20 protein-coding genes are annotated in these 19,922 nt (G+C 64.2%); 10 read left to right on the forward strand and 10 right to left on the reverse strand.

Going from position 1 to position 19,922, the window contains the following annotated elements:
• The first annotated feature begins 72 nt into the window (after positions 1-72).
• On the forward strand, positions 73-858 hold the full coding sequence (locus I2456_RS00800) for a winged helix-turn-helix transcriptional regulator (RefSeq protein WP_085074349.1): 786 nt from the start codon (positions 73-75) through the stop codon (positions 856-858).
• Here I2456_RS00800 and I2456_RS00805 read toward each other — a convergent pair.
• The gene (locus tag I2456_RS00805; RefSeq protein WP_241007827.1) at positions 783-2,090 is read right to left on the reverse strand and encodes an ammonium transporter; all 1,308 of its coding nucleotides are present in this window, start codon (positions 2,088-2,090) and stop codon (positions 783-785) included. The genes I2456_RS00800 and I2456_RS00805 overlap by 76 nt on opposite strands.
• 92 nt (positions 2,091-2,182) lie before the next feature.
• On the opposite strand from I2456_RS00805, the gene I2456_RS00810 reads away from it, so the two are divergent.
• The gene (locus I2456_RS00810; protein ID WP_308203639.1) at positions 2,183-2,635 is read left to right on the forward strand and encodes a DUF4442 domain-containing protein; all 453 of its coding nucleotides are present in this window, start codon (positions 2,183-2,185) and stop codon (positions 2,633-2,635) included.
• Between the two features lie 113 nt (positions 2,636-2,748).
• Here I2456_RS00810 and I2456_RS28860 read toward each other — a convergent pair whose 3' ends face one another.
• On the reverse strand, positions 2,749-2,877 hold the full coding sequence (locus I2456_RS28860; protein WP_255322456.1) for a hypothetical protein: 129 nt from the start codon (positions 2,875-2,877) through the stop codon (positions 2,749-2,751).
• Between the two features lie 163 nt (positions 2,878-3,040).
• Between I2456_RS28860 and I2456_RS00815 the strand changes: the two genes are divergently transcribed.
• The gene (locus tag I2456_RS00815; protein WP_068024251.1) at positions 3,041-3,991 is read left to right on the forward strand and encodes a methylenetetrahydrofolate reductase; all 951 of its coding nucleotides are present in this window, start codon (positions 3,041-3,043) and stop codon (positions 3,989-3,991) included.
• Positions 3,988-4,743 (forward strand): class I SAM-dependent methyltransferase, encoded by a 756-nt coding sequence (locus I2456_RS00820; RefSeq protein WP_068024254.1) that lies wholly within the window; start codon positions 3,988-3,990, stop codon positions 4,741-4,743. The genes I2456_RS00815 and I2456_RS00820 overlap by 4 nt, the downstream gene beginning before the upstream one ends.
• 15 nt (positions 4,744-4,758) lie before the next feature.
• Here the strand turns inward: I2456_RS00820 and I2456_RS00825 are convergent, their stop codons facing one another.
• From I2456_RS00825 to I2456_RS00835, 3 genes are all read right to left on the reverse strand, one after another.
• Positions 4,759-5,658 carry a class I SAM-dependent methyltransferase gene (locus I2456_RS00825; protein WP_085074430.1) on the reverse strand — a complete coding sequence of 300 codons (900 nt, stop codon included), beginning with the start codon at positions 5,656-5,658 and terminating at the stop codon, positions 4,759-4,761.
• A gap of 92 nt (positions 5,659-5,750) precedes the next feature.
• Positions 5,751-6,791 carry a PDR/VanB family oxidoreductase gene (locus I2456_RS00830; protein WP_241007828.1) on the reverse strand — a complete coding sequence of 347 codons (1,041 nt, stop codon included), beginning with the start codon at positions 6,789-6,791 and terminating at the stop codon, positions 5,751-5,753.
• A 59-nt stretch (positions 6,792-6,850) separates the two neighbouring features.
• Positions 6,851-7,747, reverse strand: a complete 897-nt coding sequence (locus I2456_RS00835) for a metal-dependent hydrolase (RefSeq protein WP_085074346.1) — start codon at positions 7,745-7,747, stop codon at positions 6,851-6,853.
• A 482-nt stretch (positions 7,748-8,229) separates the two neighbouring features.
• Here I2456_RS00835 and I2456_RS00840 point away from each other — a divergent pair, with 482 nt between their 5' ends.
• Entirely contained in the window at positions 8,230-8,553 is a 324-nt protein-coding gene (locus I2456_RS00840; RefSeq protein ID WP_085074345.1) for a hypothetical protein, read from the forward strand.
• Positions 8,554-8,664: 111 nt separating this feature from the next.
• Here I2456_RS00840 and I2456_RS00845 read toward each other — a convergent pair whose 3' ends face one another.
• Positions 8,665-9,393 (reverse strand): peroxiredoxin-like family protein, encoded by a 729-nt coding sequence (locus tag I2456_RS00845; RefSeq protein WP_085074344.1) that lies wholly within the window; start codon positions 9,391-9,393, stop codon positions 8,665-8,667.
• A gap of 181 nt (positions 9,394-9,574) precedes the next feature.
• On the opposite strand from I2456_RS00845, the gene I2456_RS00850 reads away from it, so the two are divergent.
• Positions 9,575-10,744 (forward strand): GMC family oxidoreductase, encoded by a 1,170-nt coding sequence (locus I2456_RS00850; RefSeq protein WP_085074343.1) that lies wholly within the window; start codon positions 9,575-9,577, stop codon positions 10,742-10,744.
• 45 nt (positions 10,745-10,789) lie between these two features.
• On the forward strand, positions 10,790-11,872 hold the full coding sequence (locus I2456_RS00855; RefSeq protein ID WP_170291478.1) for an IS110 family RNA-guided transposase: 1,083 nt from the start codon (positions 10,790-10,792) through the stop codon (positions 11,870-11,872).
• Positions 11,873-12,362: 490 nt separating this feature from the next.
• On the opposite strand, the gene I2456_RS00860 is transcribed toward I2456_RS00855, so the two are convergent.
• From I2456_RS00860 to I2456_RS00875, 4 genes are all read right to left on the reverse strand, one after another.
• A complete protein-coding gene (locus tag I2456_RS00860; RefSeq protein WP_080711234.1) occupies positions 12,363-12,914 on the reverse strand; it encodes a DUF6262 family protein in 552 nt (183 codons plus the stop codon).
• On the reverse strand, positions 12,911-15,403 hold the full coding sequence (locus I2456_RS00865; RefSeq protein ID WP_141244865.1) for a tyrosine-type recombinase/integrase: 2,493 nt from the start codon (positions 15,401-15,403) through the stop codon (positions 12,911-12,913). Before I2456_RS00865 ends, I2456_RS00860 begins: the two co-directional genes overlap by 4 nt.
• Positions 15,400-16,572: a tyrosine-type recombinase/integrase gene (locus tag I2456_RS00870; RefSeq protein WP_033710464.1), complete on the reverse strand. Its 1,173-nt coding sequence runs from the start codon at positions 16,570-16,572 to the stop codon at positions 15,400-15,402. The genes I2456_RS00865 and I2456_RS00870 overlap by 4 nt, the downstream gene beginning before the upstream one ends.
• A 94-nt stretch (positions 16,573-16,666) precedes the next feature.
• Positions 16,667-17,632: an IS481 family transposase gene (locus tag I2456_RS00875; protein WP_163703754.1), complete on the reverse strand. Its 966-nt coding sequence runs from the start codon at positions 17,630-17,632 to the stop codon at positions 16,667-16,669.
• On the opposite strand from I2456_RS00875, the gene I2456_RS00880 reads away from it, so the two are divergent.
• The 3 genes from I2456_RS00880 to I2456_RS00890 all read left to right on the forward strand — a co-directional run bounded on the left by I2456_RS00880 (position 17,528) and on the right by I2456_RS00890 (position 19,909).
• A complete protein-coding gene (locus tag I2456_RS00880) occupies positions 17,528-18,181 on the forward strand; it encodes a GMC oxidoreductase (protein ID WP_170291479.1) in 654 nt (217 codons plus the stop codon). The two genes, I2456_RS00875 and I2456_RS00880, sit on opposite strands and share 105 nt — an antisense overlap.
• A 352-nt stretch (positions 18,182-18,533) precedes the next feature.
• Positions 18,534-19,037: a cutinase family protein gene (locus I2456_RS00885; protein ID WP_241007829.1), complete on the forward strand. Its 504-nt coding sequence runs from the start codon at positions 18,534-18,536 to the stop codon at positions 19,035-19,037.
• A gap of 143 nt (positions 19,038-19,180) precedes the next feature.
• A complete protein-coding gene (locus tag I2456_RS00890) occupies positions 19,181-19,909 on the forward strand; it encodes a TetR/AcrR family transcriptional regulator (RefSeq protein ID WP_085072588.1) in 729 nt (242 codons plus the stop codon).
• Positions 19,910-19,922: the final 13 nt, after the last annotated feature.

Consider the following 19,922-nt stretch of genomic DNA (forward strand, 5'->3'; position numbering starts at 1 on the left):
CACACAGCAGTGTGTCGTGAAGTTCTAAAATAGAACTTCACCGCCGACTCTGCCGCACGCATAATCGAAGCCGTGGTCACCTACCGTCAGTACTGCCCGGTCGCTGTGGCAGCCGAGGTCGTCGCGGAACGCTGGAATCCGCTGATCATCCGCAATCTCATGCTCGGCGCCAACACGTTTTCAGGGATCGCCAACGGCGTGCCGACGATGTCTCGGTCGATGCTGCTCAAGCGGCTCGATGAGCTGCAGCGGGCGGGAGTGATCGAGACCGAGCCCAAGCCGGGGGGCCGCGGCTCTCTCTACCGACTCACCGAAGCCGGCGCCGACCTGGTGGGGGTGATCGCCGCGCTCGCCGAGTGGGGCCGACGGTGGGTCGACGTCACCGCAGAACAATCTGATCCCGGTTATGCGCTGTGGGCATGGTGCCAGTCACAGGTCGATCGGGATGCCCTGCCGGGTGGCCGGGTGGTAGTTGCTTTCACGTTTCCCGAAGAGCGCCCGATCAACCGGCGGTACTGGATTTTGATCGACCGGCACGACGCGGAGTTATGTCATTCCGACCCCGGTGGCCAGCCGGATCTGACCGTTGAGGCCAACTCCAAAGCTTTCGTCGACTGGCACCGTGGTGCGCGAACGTGGCGTGATGTGCTTCGCAGCGGGGAGGTCACGGTCAGCGGCCCGGCGCGGCTACGCCGGGCCTTCCCGACGTGGAACCTGCATGCGCCGGTCTTCGAGCCGCAGTTCAGCGAACTGGCCGGCCAAGAAGCACTGCAGACGGCGAGTCAGCGGTCTTCGTCGTCATCGGGCCGGGGACGGCCGTCATCCCGTTCGCCGGTAGAGAGGCGGCGCGGGGCTTGATGCCCATAAACACCCTCGGGATAGGCGGTTTCGGCATGCTGAGTGAGGTCGACACCGCTCACCTCATCCTCAGCGCTGAGGCGAAAGCCCATGAGTCGGTCGATGAGCGCCGCCAACCCGTAGCTCACCGCGAACGCATAGAGGCCAACGACCACCATCGCCAGCGCCTGCTTGCCCAGCTGCCCTGGACCTCCGCCGTAGAGCAGGCCGCGCGGGCCATGCGTCATGACGGCGGTGGCCAGCAACCCGATCAACAGGACACCGACGACTCCCCCGACAAAGTGCACGCCCACCACGTCCAGCGAATCGTCGTAGTTGAGTCTGAATTTGAGCGCGATCGCAAACGAGCACACGATGCCCGCTGCGAGTCCGATGACGGCGGCGCCCAAGGTGTTCACCGTGCCGCAGGACGGTGTGATCGCCACCAGGCCGGCAACCACACCGGAAGCGGCACCGAAGGTCGTCGGTTTCCCATCCCGGATCTGTTCGACCGAAAGCCAACCCAGCATGCCCAGACAACCGGCGACCAGGGTATTGAGAAATATTGCGGACGCTAAACCGTTGGCCGCCAACGCCGATCCGGCATTGAACCCGAACCATCCGAACCACAGCAGCCCCACACCAAGGAGCACGAACGGCAGGTTGTGCGGGCGCATCGCCTCCACTTTGAACCCGATGCGCCGGCCCAGCACCAGCGCCAACGCCAGCGCCGAGGAACCCGAGACGATTTCGACGACCAGCCCACCCGCGTAGTCGAGCACCCCCATCTTGGCCAGCCAACCGCTGGGCGCCCAAACCCAATGCGCGACAACGCAGTAGACCGCCACCGACCAAAGCGGCACGAACACCATCCAGGCCGCGAACTTGGCGCGGTCGGCGATGGCGCCGCTGACCAGGGCGGCGGTGATGATCGCGAAGCTCAGCTGGAACGTGGCGAACAGCAGTTCGGGAACAGCACCGTGCGCGGTTTCCGGACCTATCCCTTGCATCCCGGCGTGCGCCAATCCGCCGAGGAACCCGCCCGCGCCACCGTCGGAGAACGCCAGGCTGTAACCGACCAGCAACCACGCCACCGTCACCAGTGGAATGGAGATGAAGCTCATCATGATCATGTTGAGCACGCCACTGGTGCGCACCATGCCCCCGTAGAAGATCGCCAGCCCAGGCGTCATCAGCAGGACGAGTGCGGTGCTTGCCAGCAACCAGCCGGTAGCGGCGGGATCGATGTTCAACTCAGTGCTCCTTCGAAGTCGTCGATGAGGATATCCGCGCGGTGCTGCGGCGGCGGTAGGCGGCGGCATTCGCGTGTGCAACGATCGTCGATGTGGCTGACCCGCTCGTCGACATGATGAACGCCGGCATGGCAACGACCATCCCCACCGCGGACAAGATGGGCGTGCGAGTGCTCGAGGCGCGGCGCGGGTTTGCTGCCGCCAGCGTCCCGGCCGAAGGCAACGGCAACCATTTCGGCGTCATCTACGCCGGCGTGCAATTCACCGTCGCCGAAATGCTCGGCGGCATCATCGCCCTGGCGACATTCGACTCCAGCAAGTACTTCCCGCTGGTCAAGAACCTCGAGATCGCCTTCCTCGGCATGGCCACGACGGCCCTACGCGCCGAGGCGAGCATGGACGACGAAACGATCGCCCGCGTGGAAGCCGAGGCCGCGGCCAAGGGCAAGGCTGACTATGTGTTGGACGCGGTGGTCACCGACGCGGCGGGCACAGTCGTCGCGACCACCCACGGCCTATATCAGTTGCGCGCGCATCGACGTTGAGTTCTACGACCGTGGCGCAGCCGCGGGTGGAGTGAGTTAGCGGCTGCCGCAATCATTTTCGCCCTGCCGACGTGGCGGATGCCGACCGTTGCGTCTGCACACGAGTACGGGCCTCAACTGTCGCGTGCTGAGGTACCGGAGTCAGGGTCTTGCGCTTCCTGGCTGTCGTCGATCCCTTCACCGGATGCGTTTTGGGGCGGTTGTTCGCCGCCCTCGGGCGGCGGCTGCTCGGCAGTGGTCACTGTTCCTCCGTCGGAGTCGTACGACTCAATCACAGCTACCCGGTGTGACGACGCGGGAAACGGCTTCGCGTCCGCGCATTCCGGGTACAGGCTGCCAATACCGAACGCGGGAAAGGATGGCCGGGGGGTGAAACCGTCGACGGACCTCGGATGTCCCAAGCGAATGCAGTACGGCCCGTGCGGCGGTGTTCGGCCCGACGGTCAATGTGAGATGCGGGCCGGCGAGTGCGCGTTTCCCGAAGTGGTGCCCTGGTCGGGTTCGCAGTATCGGACCGCACCGGTCCAGGCGCCGCTGGTGCTCACCGACTTCAGTTGCACCCCGTTCGATGAGGCGGACGTTGCAGCAACCGCAGCCATGCTGGCTGGCTCGGCTGATGCGGTACTCGTCGGCGAACATCAGAACCGACCGGACTTTCCACCCACCCTGATGGGGCGGTTGCTGCTCGAGGTGGGTGCGTCCCCGTGGATCACCTTGTCGTGCCGGGACCGCAATCGGGTGGTCCTCGAGCAGGAGTTGCGCGGGCTACAAAGTCTTGGCCTGCGCACAGTCTTGTGCGTGACCGGAGATGGCCGCGGATATGACGTGCGCCCGGACGTTACGCAGACTTTCGACCTGGACGGTCCACGACTGGTGTCGCTGGCGGCATCGCTGGGAATGGTGGCGGCCGTCCCCGAGACTCCTACCGCCCCGCCGATCCACGGTCGGCCGCTGCGCCTGGTGGAGAAACAGCGAGCCGGAGCAAGCCTGGCGGTGCTCAACCACGTGCCGTATCCGCAGATGATCGCCGACTTCGTGTCCTGCGCTCGAGGTGCGGGGCTGTCCATCCCGATCATCGCCGCGGTGGCGGTGTACACCGACGCCGTCTCCGCAGCGGTTCTGGAAGGGCTTCCCGGGCTCGAACTCGACCACGCGGTGGTCGACGAGGTGCTACATGCGGCGGATCCCATCGCGGCCGGAATATCGGCTGCGGTCACCGAGGCGCGTGCCCTGTTGTCGATCGACGGTGTCGAGGGCGTCAACCTGTCCGGGTTGGCGTCGGCCTCCGGAACTCGCGTCGGCGCAGAGATCAAGGCTGAAGTAGGCCGGCGCATCAAGGAGGAGGCGGTGTCATGACCGAAGCGATGGAAGCTGAATTCGACACCGTCGCCGAATGGACTGCGCAGGTGGCCGTCGATCTGGGTCCCGACTACTACGTTCCCGCGGGCTGCCGGGGCAGTGGGAGTCCGGCGGCTCTGGATTGGTTGATCGACGAGCTGGGCTTGACGGCAGACGAAACGCTGCTCGACTCCGGTGCGGGGGTGGGAGGCCCCGCCGCGTATGCCGCGCAGGCCGTGGGCGTGACGCCGCTGCTCGTCGAGCCGGAGGCGGGGGCGTGCCGCGCGGCTCGCACCCTGTTCGACTATCCGGTCCTGCAGGCGATCGGGTCGGCGCTGCCGCTGGCCGACGCGACCTTCGACGCGGCTTGGTCGCTGGGCGTGCTGTGCACGACACCCGATCAGCGAGAGTTGTTGACGGAATTGCGGCGAACCGTACGACCGCCCGGCCGGGTCGCGTTGCTCACGTTCGTGGCGCGCGAGTCGGTCGACGCAGAACAGCCGGAGGGCAATCACTTTCCGACGACCGACCGCCTCACCGAGTTGGTCGAGGCGGCCGGTCTACGAGTGCAGAGTTGGCGAAGCACAGCCGACCTGCCCGACATCCCACAGGAGTGGACGCGCCGCGTCGACGCAGTTACTGACGCACTGGCCGAACGGCACGGCCGATCGCAGACCTGGCAACTCGCCGAACGCCAGAGCAACCGGATCGGCGAGCTACTCGCGCAAGAGAAGGTCACCGGTGAACTGCTGGTGCTGCGGCACGCGTGAGCGGCCGGCGCGGCACTAGGTCAGTGTCGCCGTCAGATAACCGGAGGAATCACCGAACGACGCCAACTCGTCGTCGGGCAGGTCGAACCCGTGCGCGGCGTACGCCTGCTCGGTGGTGCGGACATCCACCCGCCAACCATGACCGCTGAGGTAGTCGGCGGCCGTGTTGCGGTCACCGGTGTAGAACAGCTCGGCCAGGTTGATATTCGAGCCGAGGCGGCGCGAACGCTCGGTGAGCTTTTCGGCCCAGTCCGCCGGAATGTTGCGCAGGTCCATGTGCTCGGTGGCGATACGGCTGCCCGGCGCAGACAAGGCCGCGATGTTGTCGAACAAACGATCCTGTGCCTCGGGCGGCAGGTAGACCAACAGCCCTTCGGCGCTCCATGCGGTCGGCTTCGCGGTATCGAAGCCGGCCTCGCGCAACGCTGTTGGCCAGTCGTCACGCAGATCGATCGGCACCGTGCGGCGCTGCGCGGCCGGCTGGGCACCCAGGTCGGCCAGCGTTCGAGTCTTGAATTCAATGACCTCGGGCTGGTCGATTTCGTACACCACGGTGTCGGCCGGCCAGGGCAGCCGGTAGGCCCGAGTGTCCAGACCGGAAGCCAAGATCACGGCCTGCCGGATACCCGCGTCGGTCGCCTGCATGAAGAAGTCGTCGAAGAAGCGGGTGCGCACGGTGATCTGCTCGCTCATGGCCTGCCTGTTCAGCAAGGGATCGTCGGCACCCTCGATCTCGCCGTCCACGAGCTTGATGAAAGTGTCAATACCGACCGCGCGGACCAGCGGGTCGGGCCACGGGTCGGCCAGCAAGGCGTTATCTCCCGCCGACGCAATTGCCCGCGACGCCGCGACCGCGGTAGCGGTCGCTCCGACGCTGGACGCAAGATCCCAGGTGTCATTCTCCGTGCGGGCCACGGCCACACTCCTCTCGGCTCTGCGCATTAGTTAGCTCATTTAACTTATAGCTTCACTATACGCTGCGCTGGGCGCGGTATGTGGTCGCGTGATTACAGATCGAGGCCGAGGACGGCGCCTTTGCGCCCCCGGCTGCGGCACAACAGCATCGCTTCGCCGCGCTCGTCCTCTGTCAGCAGGGTGTCTCGGTGGTCGACGGTTCCGTCGAGAACTCTGGTGCGACACAACCCGCAGAATCCTTGATGGCACGAATAGCGGACTGGAACGGCGGCCCGCTGTAGCGCCGCCAGCACTGTCTCGTCTGCGCCGACATCGACGATCATCCCGGTCGACGCAATCGACACACGGCACTCTTCGCCGTCAATCACCGGTGGTGCTGCGAATCGCTCGAAATGCAATTCCACTTGGCGCCGGCCGGCCAGCGCGGTCCGGATCGCCGTCAGCATCGGCGCCGGTCCGCAGGCATACACCGCCGTACCGTCGGGACAATCACCCAGAAGGTCTGCGGCCGTTGGTGTTCCGTGGACATTGTCGGTTCGCACGACGACGCGGTCGCCGTAACGGACTAGCTCGTCAAGGAAAGGCATGCTGTCCGCGCTTCGACCGGCGTACAGCATCGACCAGTTCACGCCAACAGCCTCCGCCTTCGCCAACATCGGCAAAATCGGTGTGACACCGATGCCACCGGCAATGAATCTCAGGTGTTGCATCGTGGACCCATGGCCAGGCAGCGATAGCGGGAAGCCGTTGCGCGGACCTTCAGTGGTGACCATGGCGCCCACGCGCATATCGTCGTGCATTTCCATTGACCCGCCACCGCCGGCAGTGATGCGGCGCACCGCAATTCGATACGAATCGCGATTGTCGGGCGCCCCGCACAGCGAGTACTGACGCACTCGACCGCTGGGCAGGTGAACCTCGATATGAGCACCGGGGAACCAGTGCGGCAATGGTTGTCCGTCGATGGCCGCCAGGGTCAGCGCGACCACATCCGCATCCTGGGCCACGATGCGTCGGTCGACCACGGTCAGCACCTGGGTTCGCTTCTGTTCGGCCAATTCAGGCGGAACCCGGATGGATCCGCTCAACGCCCACACGCAGGAAAGCGCCGCACCGAATGAACCGGTCAACATATTTAGTAAGCGCCCAGACTTCTCTGTCCGCTTCGGACGAGCGGCGTTGTCTGCGGCCATTATTGGGTTGCAGCTCGTGCGGCAGGTGAACTCGCGAGATAGGCGACGGCTTGGGCCATCGAGCCCACCTCATCGGGCGAAAAGCCGGGCCGCAAGTAGGTCAACGTCTCCTTGCCGAAGGCCTCCCAGTACCGCGGAAGGAGTCGATGCTTAGCGTCCAGCCAACGTGCGCGCTGGGCTTGCCACCAAGTCATCTCGACCTGCGGATCATTCTTCATCAGGTACCAGGTGCCTGATTGAAACGCTCCGAACAGAAAAATTACGGCGAAGATGGCACCGCTGAGCCGGTCCCAGTAACTGTCACTGAAATAAGTGGCTACATCGTGGGACACTGTGCGGTGCTCGACCTCTTCGGCTCCATGCCATCGGTAGAGATCAACGAGCGTCGGATGCGCGCCATAATCGTCCCAGGCGCTGTTCAGTGCGAAGTGACCGAACACGGCCGTGTAATGCTCCATTGCCGCGATCAACCACAATCTGTCGCACAGATGGTTGTGCCGCCGTTTCGGGTTCGTTGACCGCGAAGGTGCAAGCACCTTGCTGAATAGGTAGTCGATCTGCCGCAACATCGCGGTGGGCTCCACGCCGTTGGCGACCATGAAGTCGCGCAGCGCCCGCTCGTGGTTGGCGGCGTGAATTGACTCCTGGCCGATGAACGCGCGCATGTCCTCGGCCAACTTGTCGTCCTTGACCAGCGGCAACGCTTCGTTGAATGTCTCCACGGTCCATCTCTCAAACGCCGGCACGCCGATATTCAGTAAGCCGATGAGGTCAGAAGCCACCGGGTGACCTGGGATCCAATGCAGCGGAATGTCGGAGAAATCGAATTGGACCTGCCGCGGCCGGATCTGGACCGGACCTGGGTCGATCGGCTCGGCATTGCGCGACCGCCGCATGACAACTCCTCGTCGCGTCGCGGTGGCGCTGCGGGAGACACCACCTTCAGGAACGTGGCGACCGGGATGCCCGTTGTTTTCGGGTTTAAACAGCTTGATGGCGACGTCTTAGCGCTCACGGCATGCGCTTGCTTTGCTTGCGCAAATTCTTACTGAACGCCGGGATTTGCACAATAATGGTGGCCGAGGTCCACGGACCGCCTCTAATAAGTTAGCGGACTGAGCGGTCGAGCTTACCGATACCTAGCTGGACTTGGTAAAGAGAGCATTTCGATCTTTGACCTGGCAAAATATCTCCAGCAAATTTCTAACGCAATGTGACATTTTCCACTATGGCCCTATTGGCCGGTTTGGCATTGCTCCGACGTGGGCAATCGTCGGAGGACGGGCCGTCGAGCAGTGGCGCCCAACGCAGTTCGGACGCTCGGGCTCTCGATGTTGTCGGGGCGTCAGTTCGAAAACAGACCCAAGGAGCATTTCAAATGGTCAGCAGCAATGCCGCATCTGTGCGCGACGTCGACACGTCGAACACCCACGGTGGCCCAGTCGGTGCACAGCCGACTCGCAGTATTTCTCGTTTCGGCCACGAAACCAAGGTGTTCTACAAAACCAGCGAATTCTTGGTTTTCGTTGTCGCAGCCATCGGTGTCCTGCTGGCGTCGTACCTGGTGAAGGCGACCGACGGGCACGGCGACTACTTCCAGGCCGACAAAGCGTGGCTGTACATTTCGATTCTGAGCGTCGGCTACATGGTTAGCCGCGGGCTGGCGAAGTCGGGCACCCGTCACCACGGCGACGACCGATAACCCCACCCCGGCAACACGACCGGCGAATTGATCCGGGCCCCTCGCACCGCCGAGGGGCCCGGATTTCTCTTTGGGTGCCATCACCAACAGATCCTCGAGCCGAAGATACGCTCACAGCCGCATTACCGTCGCCAGCACATCTGCGGGATCACTCCTTTGCGTGTAATCCGGCAGCGCTTCGGCGAAACGCACCAGGCCGGAGCGGTCGACGACAAAAGTCGCGGACACGGGCAGTTCCCAATCGTCGGTGCCGTTGAACGCGGGTAATGGATGACCCAGCTGGCGGTACACCTCCTGAAGGTAGTTCGGGAGCTTGAACACCAAGCCATAGTTGCTAGACACCGCGCCGCCGAGGTCACTCAGCACCGGATAGCTGAGCCGGTTGCGCTCAGCCATGGTCAGGGAGTCGTCCGGCGTTTGCAGGGAGATCCCCACCAGGGATGCTCCCGCCGAGCGCAAGTCCGGCAGGTACTGCTCGTATGCCCGCAGCGTCAGAGTGCAGAACGGACACCACACGCCGCGGTAGAAGACGAGGACAGCGGGCCCGGTAGCCAGTAGTCCGTCCAACGAAACGAGGGCGCCGATCTGGTTCGGCAGCTCGAACTTCGGGGCGGGGTCACCGACGCCCGGCACCATCGTGAGCGAATCAGCGTCCGCCAACTCGGCTACCGCCTGATCCATCAGCGCGGCGATGTCAGGTCCCCTCGCTGACTTCTTCATGTCGCGTAGTCGCCGCAGCGCCGCGGGCAATTCGAAGGGGCCGGTTGGGAATAGTTCGTACGGGAGTGAGTAACTCTTCTCACGATCGTTCGCACCGATGGCGTGCGGACCCGACTTCACCGCGACCTCCCTGCCGTCCGGAACCGCAGAAACGCTCCCTTTCGGCGTTACCGGCGTTACTGGCCTCACGGTACCACCGGAACAGCTACCGCAGCGTTTCCGGCGGAAACAGTTCAACGATATCAGTGTGTTACATTGCCCTGGGCCCTATAAGCATCACCAAGTACCACGGAGGTCCGGCATGGTCGAAGCAGACTTCTACGACGTCATTGTCGTGGGCGGTGGTACCGCTGGTTGCGTACTGGCCCGTCGGTTGACCGAAGACGAGGGCATCAAGGTGCTGCTCATAGAAGCCGGCAGCGCAACGCCTCCCACGGAGAGTGCCCAGCCGCCCCTGTGGCCGACCTTGGTCCGCGGCCCTGCTGACGGCGGCGGCGTCACGGCAGTGCAGGCCGCGACCGGCAACGCCGTGCACCTGTCGCGGGGGCACGTGATCGGCGGTTCATCAGTGATCAACGCGATGATGTTCGCCCGCGGTCACTGTGACAGCTACGCGGATTGGCCTGACGGCTGGAGATTCGACGATCTCTTGCCGTACTTCAAGCGAAGCGAGAGCGTCCCCCACGGTGATCCAGCGTTGCGCGGGAAAAGCGGCCCGTTACGGGTGAGCCCAGTATCACCGGCCAACGACGTCCTGGTCGCGGCCATGCGTGGAGCACTTGATTGCGGATACCGTCGAGCTGACGACCTGAGCGGCGGATGCGAAACGGGCTTCGGCGCACCAGACGCGACCATCTTTGAAGGGCGGCGCCAAAGCGCCGCAGATGCCTATCTACGACCGGCGATGAATCGCCCCAACCTCGACGTCATCACTGATGCAATCGCTCACCGTCTACTGATCAGAAAGGGACGGTGCACCGGTGTCGAATACAGCACCGCAGGCAACCCGTCGACAATTGTGTCCAGCGCAGCCGCCGAGATTGTCGTGTCTGCGGGAGCCATCGGAACGCCAAAGCTGTTGATGTTGTCCGGGATCGGACCGAAGTCGCACCTGCGTGACGTCGGTATCGACGTCGTCGTCGATCTTCCAGGCGTCGGATCCAATCTGCAGGACCACCCTTTGGCCGGTCTCGTTCTTGCCGCCGCACAACCGATTCCGGCACCCCGGAACAATCGCGGCGAAATGATGGGGGTGATCCGAACGAACGGCAGCGCGGCAGCGCCCGATTTGCAGATCCTCTTCGTCGACACCGCCGCTGTCACTGGGCTGGATCTGCCCAACAGCTTCCTCATCGGAGCGGCCGCCATGCAACCGTTCAGTAGAGGCAGCGTCCGACTAGACGGTATGGAGGCTGACTCGAGGCCGAAGGCCTCGGGCTGCAATCGGACGTGGGTTGCCGGTGTCGGGTGAACACTCGCACGGGTAGAGCCACAGTTGCAGATCAGGAGGCCTCCGGTGAGTTTCAACGGTACGAGTGTCGGGTTGGACGTGCACGCGCTTTCGGTGGTTGCTCATGCCGTCGATGAACAGACGGGTCGAGTCGAACGGGCGCGGTTGTGTCCTGATCACGGTGAGATCTTGGATTGGTTGCACCGGTTGCGAGGCCCGGTGCGAGTGGCCTATGAGGCCGGGCCAACGGGGTTTGGTCTGGCACGAGCTCTAGCGGATGCCCAGATCGACTGCGTGGTCGCCGCGCCATCGAAGCTGATCCGCCCGGCCGGGGATCGGGTCAAGACCGATGCTCGTGATGCTGCGCATCTGACCAGGTTGCTGCGGTTGGATGAGATCACTGCGGTTACGGTGCCCGACGTTGAGGTCGAGGCGGTGCGAGATTTGGTTCGTGCTCGCGAGGACGCCCGTGCGGATCTGATGCGTGTTCGGCACCGGTTGTCGAAGCTGTTGCTGCGCCAAGGCCGGGTCTACTCAGGTGGTCAGGCCTGGACCGGAGTGCACGAAACGTGGCTTAGGCGCCAACGATTCGACGATGTCCACACCGCGGCGGCGTTTGATCATCACTTTGACGCGGTGCTCACCGCTACCGCGGCCAGGAACCGTCTCGACGAGCAGATCGTCATGGTCGCGGCCTCACCGCGCTGGGCCGATCCGGTCAACCGGCTGGGCTGCCTACGCGGGATCTCGGCGTTGACTGGTCTGGCCTTAGCCGTAGAAATCGGGGACTGGACCCGATTCACCGGTGCCTCGATCGGCGCCTACGTCGGTCTGGTGCCCACCGAGTACTCCTCGGGGACTTCACGGGTCCAGGGTTCGATCACCAAGGCTGGCAACGCCCACGTCCGCAGACTGCTGATCGAATCGGCCTGGCACCACCGCGCCGGCTACCGCACCCCCGGTCCGACGATGCGGGCCCGATGGGCCAAGGTCGACCCAGCGCTCAAGGACCGCGGGCACGCCGGAAACCGCCGTTTACATCAGCAGTGGTGCCGGTTCAATGAGCGCAAGAAGCCCCACGTCGTGGCCAACGTCGCGGTCGCTCGTCAACTGGCCGGTTGGTGTTGGTCGCTGGCCACGCTGACATAAGCGCAGCCGCCCGAAGCTTGATCGGAGTCAGCCGGTCGGCGGTGAGGTAGGCGAACTGGACCTGCGTTACAGCTATGAGCAACAACAGCATTCGACCAATGCTGATGTGACGCCCGCCCCTAGAAAGCAGCCACCGTTCGCGCCGAACCATCGTCTTGCGGTACCCAACCCGCGTATATCAGTCTGACACCACCGTCGTTGACCAACGACCGCCGCGACGCCCGACTGACCCCGATCAAACGAAAGCCGCCCCGGCCCATACCGGGGCGGCTTTCACCTGCCTATTGACAAACAGTGCCTACATATCAGCTGTACTGCTCAGGCAGGTTGGTCAACCGTGTGATGGGTGGGGTCTTGCCGATTGCGGAGTGTGGACGGTTCTCTTGGGCTCGCGGCCTGAGTCGCGGTAGTGTCCCGGTGTTTCCGCAGTTCGCGCGGCTGGCTGCTGAAGAATATGGTGCGCAACAGGTGTGGTGCAAGGACTCATTTGTCAGCCGGTCGGCTGGGAGAGGTTGAGCTGGGCCATAAGTTCGCGGTTGGCGGCGCGGGCGGCGGTGAGGTCTTGGTCGCGTTCTTCGAGTTGCAGCCGTAGCTCGACGATTTGTTGTTCGAGCGTGACGATGCGTTGCTGAAGTTGCTCGATGTCGGTTGGCGCGCCGAGTCCGCTTGCGCGCCATGCTTGTTCGCCGAGCAGTTCAGACAGACGGATCTCGAGTTGTTGGGTGCGTGCGGCCATGCGGGTGCAGCGGTGCTGGGCGGCGAGCAAGTCGGCCTGCAGTGAGGCACGGGTGACCTGGTGACCGATCTCGGATTTGTCTGGTGGCTGGGTTGCAGCGGCGTGGATGCGTTCGAGCAGGTCGCGGTGGCGGTATAGGAAGGTGCGGTCGACTCCGGCGCGTTGAGCGATGCTGGTGGCGCTGAGTTCTGCGCCGTCTTTGATGGCGACCTCGAGGGCGGAAAGGACGCGTTGGCGGCGTCTGGTGGAGTCGGCTCGTCGTCCGTCGATCATCGCGTCGAGGGCATGGGTGGTGTTGGTGGTCATGGGGTTCTCTCTGGGCGCAGGTCGGGCAGGATTTGGCGGGTGCGAGGCATGCCGAGCATGACGCTGCGGTGTCGGCGCACGACGGTGACGGCTTGTTGAAGTTGTTGTCGCTGTTCGGGTTCGAGTTCGCCGAGCCCGTTTCTGATCTGGTCGATCAGGCGGCGGATGCGGCGGATTTCCTCCTCGGAGGGCATCGCCTCGACGCGGGCCCAGTCATCGAGGTCGGTGGTGGCGAGCAGGCGTTCCCGGGTGCGCAGCAGGTCGTCGAGGTAGGCGCGCAGGTCGGGCAGATAGGAGACGTCGGTGCGGAAGTGGTCGCATCCAGCGCAGCGGAACCGGAACGGACAGGCACCGCCGCCGGCCTTGACGTTGGACGGTTCGGCGCAGACACCGAATGGAACCGCGACCTCGCCGACGGCGCGACGGGCGTGTTCGGAGTCCAACAATGCTTGGGCTTGCCGCCAGATGCGGTTGCCATGCCGGTCGAACTGCATCGCGGTGACGCGATCGACGGCTTCACGGCGGCGGGTTTCGCCGATGCGGTAGTAGCAGCTGGTGGTGTCGAGTTTGCGGTGCGACATCAGCTCACGCAACACCTCGATGGGGACGCCGGCGTCAGCGTGGCGTTGGGCGTAACTGTGCCGGTAGGCGTAGAGCACCACCTTGCTCTTGTCATATTCGACACCATCGGCGTTGCGCAGCACCGGCAGTCGGTCGACCCAGGTGCGGTGGGCGAACGCGAGAGAAAAGCCGGTGATCGCGCGGCGTCCGCCGGGGTTGCGCCGGTCGGTGGGCAGCAGCTTGAGCTCGCCGATCGGAGTGTTTGGGTAGCGGTTCCGGACTTGTTGCTGCTGGGCGAGTATTACGGCGGCGGTCTGCTCGCTGATCGGCAGGCGTCGTGCGAGCCGGTTGGCCTTATGGTTGTCGTAGATCAGCACGGGCTGTCCGTCGTCGTCTCGGGTCAGGCAGTCGAAGTCCAGCTCGCAGATCTCTTCGGGACGGCGGCCGGTGTCGATGGCCAACTCGACCGCGGTGCGCATCTCTGATGAGGTCAGTTCATCCAGGTGTTCGCATAACTGCTTCATGATTTCCGGCGGCAGGTCCCGGTTGGGTTCGCCCGGTTCGGGTTCGACAGGCACGTCCGCCTGCCCAATCACAAAGTCCTCGCCCAGCCCGGCGGCGATGCCGCCGGGCCGCGTCAGCCCCATCGCCCGGATGCGGGTGAGCACGGCACGAACCTCGCGGCAGGCCCGGATCCGGGCATCGCCACTGATCTGACCGACCGATTCAAGGTAGGCCAGCCGGTGCAGGAACGCCTCCATATCGGTGCGTCCCAACGCCGCTGGGTGTTCGCCGCGGTCCTCGCGCATGCGCAGCGACTCTGACAACCGCACCAGGCAGCCGATGTAGTGGCGCACGGCCAGGCCGGCGCTGGTGCGCCGCCCGGCTCGGACACGTCGTTTCGGCAGGTCATCGGCGGCCCACCGCTTGGCGGCCTCCCGCAGCCAGGACTGGCTGATGCCGGTAAACGACACCGTGCCGTGATGCCCAAACACCGCCAGGTCCCATTCGTCCTGGGCGACTTCGGTTTCCGGGCTCGACAAGGCGCGCCGAGCATGACCGATCAGGCAGTTGACCAGCCCGGTGAACTCCAGGCCCCGGCCGTCACCGATGACATAGTCGGCGATCGACCCCACCTGCTGGCCCAGCAAGTCGTTACAGAACGCGCGCAGCACGGCCTCGTCGGTCTTGACCGCGTTGATCCGGCAGCGCTGCTGCAAGCCCACCAGCAATTCAGCGACCACCAGCGGCGTCAGGCCCCGCAGACTAACCTCGCCGCCGCGACCGATCGCTGGTTCGGTTGCCCGCCAGACGATTTCATCTAAATGTGGGTCACGTGCGCGGACGGTGCGCAGCCGCTGCTGGTGCGCCTCACAGTACAGACCGTCGGGATGGCGCCGCTGGCGAGTGCAGGCGGCCACCGCGCACGGCGGACACGGCGGAAGCGGCCTGGTTTGCCGGTGAGCACGGAACTCGTCGACATCGGCAACCGGCAAGGCGCGCAGCTGTTCTGCGTGGGCGTGACACAGCCCGGAACTCGCCGATTCCCACTCGCGTCGACAACCGTCGACGACACAAGCATCCGGCCCGCGCCCCATTCGTTCGCGACCCCGCGGCGGAAGCGAGGCGATCTCGTCGTCACCGAGCCCGTGTTCGGCAAGCCGACGCCGGCACGAGGCGCAGATCCGCGTCGCTGCCGGCGCGGATGTCAAACAGCCCGACGCGCGGCAGACCGGGCGTCCCAGCAGCGGATGCTCCGGTGCGAACGACAGCACCTTTCGCGCCGCGTCCCAGCCGGCTTCGGCGAGGAACGCGGGATCGATCACCACGGTGATCGACGCAGCGTGCCGGTCGATTCCTGCTGGATCGGCGAACACGTGCACTCTGCCGGCGACGATCGCAGCCGTCGGCATCGTCACGGCGCTCACCCGTCCGTCCCGGCAAGCTCGCGGGGACTGCGGACCCGGTCGACGGCCTCACGCAACCGGGCCGGGTCGGGATGCAGATAGACCTGCGACGAACTCATCGCCGCATGCCCCAGCAGGGCGGCGATCTCGTCCAGACCGGCACCGGCGTCGGCAAGGTTACTGCCGAACGCATGCCGCAGCCGATGCGGCGTCATATGCTCGATTCTGGCCCGCCGCGCGCAGGCGGTGATCAATTCATTAATCGTATCCGGGCGCATCGGTGCGCCGATCGGCTCGCGAAACAGGTTGACCAACAACAAATCCGACTCAGCCGCCCGCGGCACCGCAAACCGCTCGAACTCGTAGACATCGAACAGCTGAACCGCCAGAAAATCCAGCGGCACCACGCGTTGGCGACGCGATTTGGCCCACGCGCCGTTCGGATTCTCCCGCCGCACCACATGCAGGTGCGCTCGCGGGATTTCACAGCCCAGCAGACGTGAGTCGGCCAACAGGTGAACGTCCGAGCGCCGTAGGCCACACAACTCGCCGCGCCGCAGCCCGGCCCTGGCCATCAACAGCACGATCAGCCTGTCCCGCGCCGACTGGCAGGCCCGCAGCAGCGCCACGATCTCGGCATCGCTGGCCCGGTCCACCATCGCCTCTGGCTCGTGCAACCGATGCCGCGCCCGCATCCGCCAGGCCATCCGATGTTCCTCACCGCGGGCCTGCGCGGGCAGGTCACGCTCGTCGGCCAGCTCATAGATCAACGGCATCAGCTCGCCAGGCGCCTGACCGGATGCCACCGCGTGAGCGACGAAGCCCCGCACCGCGGTCAGCACACCGTTGATCCGCCGCGCCCCACGCACCGGCTCAACGCCCGGACCAGCCAGCACCTGCCCACCCGCCACGACCTCGACACCGCTGGACTGCGGCCCCGCGTGACGCAGCCAGGTGATGAACAGCCCCAGCGCCGCCACCCCGTCATGCCAATGCCGGCCGGTGCGAACACACCAGCGCAGAAACAATGCGATGGCGCCCGCATATGACCTTGTGGTCAACTCCGAACCGTCACGGCCGAATCGGACATGCCGCAAGAACGCATCCGCTTCGGCCACCACCGCCAAATCCTCATCCAGCACCGTCCAGTACCTCGCCCCGGACGGCAACCTCACCAGAAACGCCCGCACCCTGATCTCCTCTCGCAGCAGGCAGCTTTACCACTACCAGCCACGAGCACCACACCCCGGGAGATCTGTTGCAGAACCGGGCCGTGTCGCCGGTTTACGCAACGTCACACAACAGGGCAGCTAACCCCAGAAAATGCCGGTGGTGATTGTAGGTGTGTAGCCACGCCGGTAGAGCTGAGCGGCGGGTGCGTTCGTTGGGGTAGTGACGGGCGAAGGCCCATTCGGCGGTCATGGTGCGGTGAAAGCGCTCGATTTTGCCGTTGGTCTGAGGCCGGTAGGGGCGGGTCCGTTTAGGCACGATGTGCAGCTCAGCACAGGCGTGGCGCCAGGCATGGGAGCGGTAGCACGAGCCATTGTCGGAGAGCACACGTTGCACCGTCACTCCGCGCACGGCGAACCAGCCCACAGCGCGGCGCAACACCGCGATCGCGGTGGCCGCAGTTTCGTCGTCGTGGATTTCGGCGTAGGCCACCCGCGAGTGGTCATCGATTACGGTGTGCACGAAGCCATGCCCCATCAATTCGTTGCGGTAACGACTGCGTTTGGTGTCGGGCATCGAACGTCGGTTCTGCCATCCTTGCGCTCGTCCCACAAATCGCCAGCCGCCGCCGTCGGGGATGTTGCCCAATTTCTTCACATCGACGTGGAGGAGCGCACCGGGGCGATCGTGTTCATAGCGACGAATGACCTCTCCAGTGCGAAGATCGATGTACGACAGGCGATTCAGTCGGCACCGCACCAGAACGGCGTGCACTGTGGAGGCCGGCATCGACAACCGCGACGCGATCGCCAGCGGTGAGAGGCGATGTCGCCACCGCAGCTCCACGATGCGGCGCACGACCGGCGGCGGTGTGCGGTTAGGGCTGTGATGGGGTCGGCTAGAGCGATCGGTCATCCCGGCCTCGCCCATCGCCGCATACCGCACCGCCCAACGTTTAGCGGTCGGCCACGACACATGGAAATGTTCAGCGGCCCGCACGATCGGCCATCCCTCATCAACGACACGACGAGCCAGCATCAACCGACCCCGAGGCGTCAAAACAGCGTTAGCGTGGACCACGAAGGTCTCCTGTTCGTTGTGGGTGCAGTGGTAGCAGCTCCACTCCACGACAGGAGACCTTCACCCATCAACGACCGCTACAGCGTGTCGTCACATCTCAACCAACGACCCTGGGCACTACAACTAGCCGGCTCAGCCGCCGATCAGCCGCCGATCGTTGATCCGAACTATTTGAGCGACGCGCGAGACATGGACACATTGATCACGGGATTGAGAATCGCCCGTGACATCGCGGCGGCCGCGTCGTTGAAGCCTTGGTACGGGCAGGAAATCGCGCCTGGGCCGAAAGCTGACGACGATCAAAGTCTGCGCATGTATATCCGCCAAACCCTCAGCTCCTATTTCCATCCGGCAGGGACATGTGCGATGGGCGAAACCGAGCAGTCCGTGACAGACACCCAACTGCGGGTACATGGGATCACGGGTCTGCGCATCGTGGATGCGTCGGTGATGCCTTCCTTGCCGTCAAACAACCCACTGGCAACGGTGTATGGGATCGCCGAACAGGCAGCCGAATTGATCCGACACTCCACCACTCCGAACGGCTGAGACCAGCGGCACAGCGGCAGAGAACAACGAGGCATTGCGTCACCGTGATTCCATCGATATCATAACGACGATTCCACCGGAAACATCGCAACGGGAAGCCGATCGAAGTGGTCGATATTTCAGTCCTTTACGGCGTGACTCGCGCTGCGTTCGAGCTGAAGCGCCGTCGATGATGAATCGGTATGCAGCCGGACTGGCGGCCCCAGCGTTGACGGCTACGGTCTTGCTGGCGCTATCCGTGGTGAGTCTTCATGGCTATTGGGCATTCCACCCGGTTGTCACGAAGTCTGAGTGCGCGGACATCCAAGTGGTTTTGGCGCGCGATACTGACGAGCCACCAGGGCCCGGGCGCGTGGGGGAAGCGTTCGCTGACTCCCTGCGATCGCTGATGTCGGACAAGTCGGTCAAGGTATATGCCGTCGACTATCCGGCATCCCATGACTATTGGCGCGCGGCCGACGGCGCCAACGACGCCAGCCGCTTCCTTCAAATCATCGTCAAGCAGTGTCCTGCTTCTCAATTGGTGCTCGGCGGATACTCGCAAGGGGCCGCGGTAATCGATTTCGTTACCGTCGCCGAGCGCCCCATGTTCGGATATACGGACATATTGCCGACGGATGTAGCGACTCATGTGGCAGCCGTAGTCGTCTTCGCGAACCCACTACGAGCCAGCGGGCCCCTGAACGCCGTCACGCCGTTGTACGCGTCCCGGACAATCGATCTCTGCAACGGCGCAGACCCGATGTGCTCGAACGGTGTTGATCTCGCGGCGCACAACTCTTACGTCGAATCCGGCAAGACCACCGAAGCCGCGCGTTTCGCCGCTAGTCGCCTCAGTGCAAGCACGAAGGTCTGAACGAGCCTGCCAGCCATGTGCCACCGCGCATGGTCAGGATAACGCCAATTCTATCGTGCGGTATACCGGATACGACGAACACCGTTAGGGCGTAGTCATATCAGTTCGCCCGGCGGAAACGGTAAAATGATATCGTCGGAAACATGCCGACCGTACGTGTTCGGAAAGATCCTTCGGCAACTGCCGAACGGCAGATACTTCAGGCTGCTGCTGACTTGCTCCGTGCCGGTGGTATCGATGCATTGTCCACCAGGGCCGTCGCTATGGCCGCCGGTGTTCAGCCCCCGGTCATCTACCGCCGGTTCGGTGACAAGAAGAGGCTGCTGGATGCCGTTACGCGCTTCGTATTTGACCAATACATTGCCGACAAGCGTCGCTTGATCGCCACCTACCCCGACCCGCTTCGAGAACTCGAGCATCTGTGGGACCTGCATGTCGATTTCGGGCTGACTCACCCGGATTGTTATTTGCTTGCTTACGCTTACAGCGGGCGCGACAAGATGTCCGCGTGTGCCGCTCAGTCGTTCGCGCTCCTGCACGGAGTGGTCGCTGAGCTGGGAAACCAAGGGCGGTTACGGATCAGTGTCGAGCGCGCTGCCGCCCTGATCCGGTCGGCAGGATTGAGCGTCGTTCTCGCATTGATGCCGCTTCCCGCGCACGAAAGGGATCCAGAGATATCACGCGTGCTGCGCGACAGCACACTTTCCGCAGTGGTCCTTGACGAATTCGAGCCGCAGCAGGCGCTGTGGAACGTCTCAGCGCGCGCACTCGCGCTCCGGGAGGAGTTATGCGCCTGTCATGCGGACACGCTCTCGGAGTCGGAGCGCGCATTGTTGGGCGAATGGCTCGACGAACTGGCCAAGGAGCCTTGACGCCGTTGCCGCC

Source organism: Mycobacterium kubicae (assembly GCF_015689175.1).
Lineage (GTDB): Bacteria > Actinomycetota > Actinomycetes > Mycobacteriales > Mycobacteriaceae > Mycobacterium > Mycobacterium kubicae.

What these genes read in the sequence shown, in the direction of transcription:
- I2456_RS00840 (WP_085074345.1), top strand. Translation starts at nt 8,230, where the DNA reads ATGGTCAGCAGCAATGCCGCATCTGTGCGCGACGTCGACACGTCGAAC.
- I2456_RS00880 (WP_170291479.1), top strand. Translation starts at nt 17,528, where the DNA reads ATGGAAATGTTCAGCGGCCCGCACGATCGGCCATCCCTCATCAACGAC.
- I2456_RS00815 (WP_068024251.1), top strand. Translation starts at nt 3,041, where the DNA reads ATGCAGTACGGCCCGTGCGGCGGTGTTCGGCCCGACGGTCAATGTGAG.
- I2456_RS00890 (WP_085072588.1), top strand. Translation starts at nt 19,181, where the DNA reads ATGCCGACCGTACGTGTTCGGAAAGATCCTTCGGCAACTGCCGAACGG.
- I2456_RS00860 (WP_080711234.1), bottom strand. Translation starts at nt 12,914, where the DNA reads ATGACCACCAACACCACCCATGCCCTCGACGCGATGATCGACGGACGA.
- I2456_RS00820 (WP_068024254.1), top strand. Translation starts at nt 3,988, where the DNA reads ATGACCGAAGCGATGGAAGCTGAATTCGACACCGTCGCCGAATGGACT.
- I2456_RS00835 (WP_085074346.1), bottom strand. Translation starts at nt 7,747, where the DNA reads ATGCGGCGGTCGCGCAATGCCGAGCCGATCGACCCAGGTCCGGTCCAG.
- I2456_RS00850 (WP_085074343.1), top strand. Translation starts at nt 9,575, where the DNA reads ATGGTCGAAGCAGACTTCTACGACGTCATTGTCGTGGGCGGTGGTACC.
- I2456_RS00830 (WP_241007828.1), bottom strand. Translation starts at nt 6,791, where the DNA reads ATGTTGACCGGTTCATTCGGTGCGGCGCTTTCCTGCGTGTGGGCGTTG.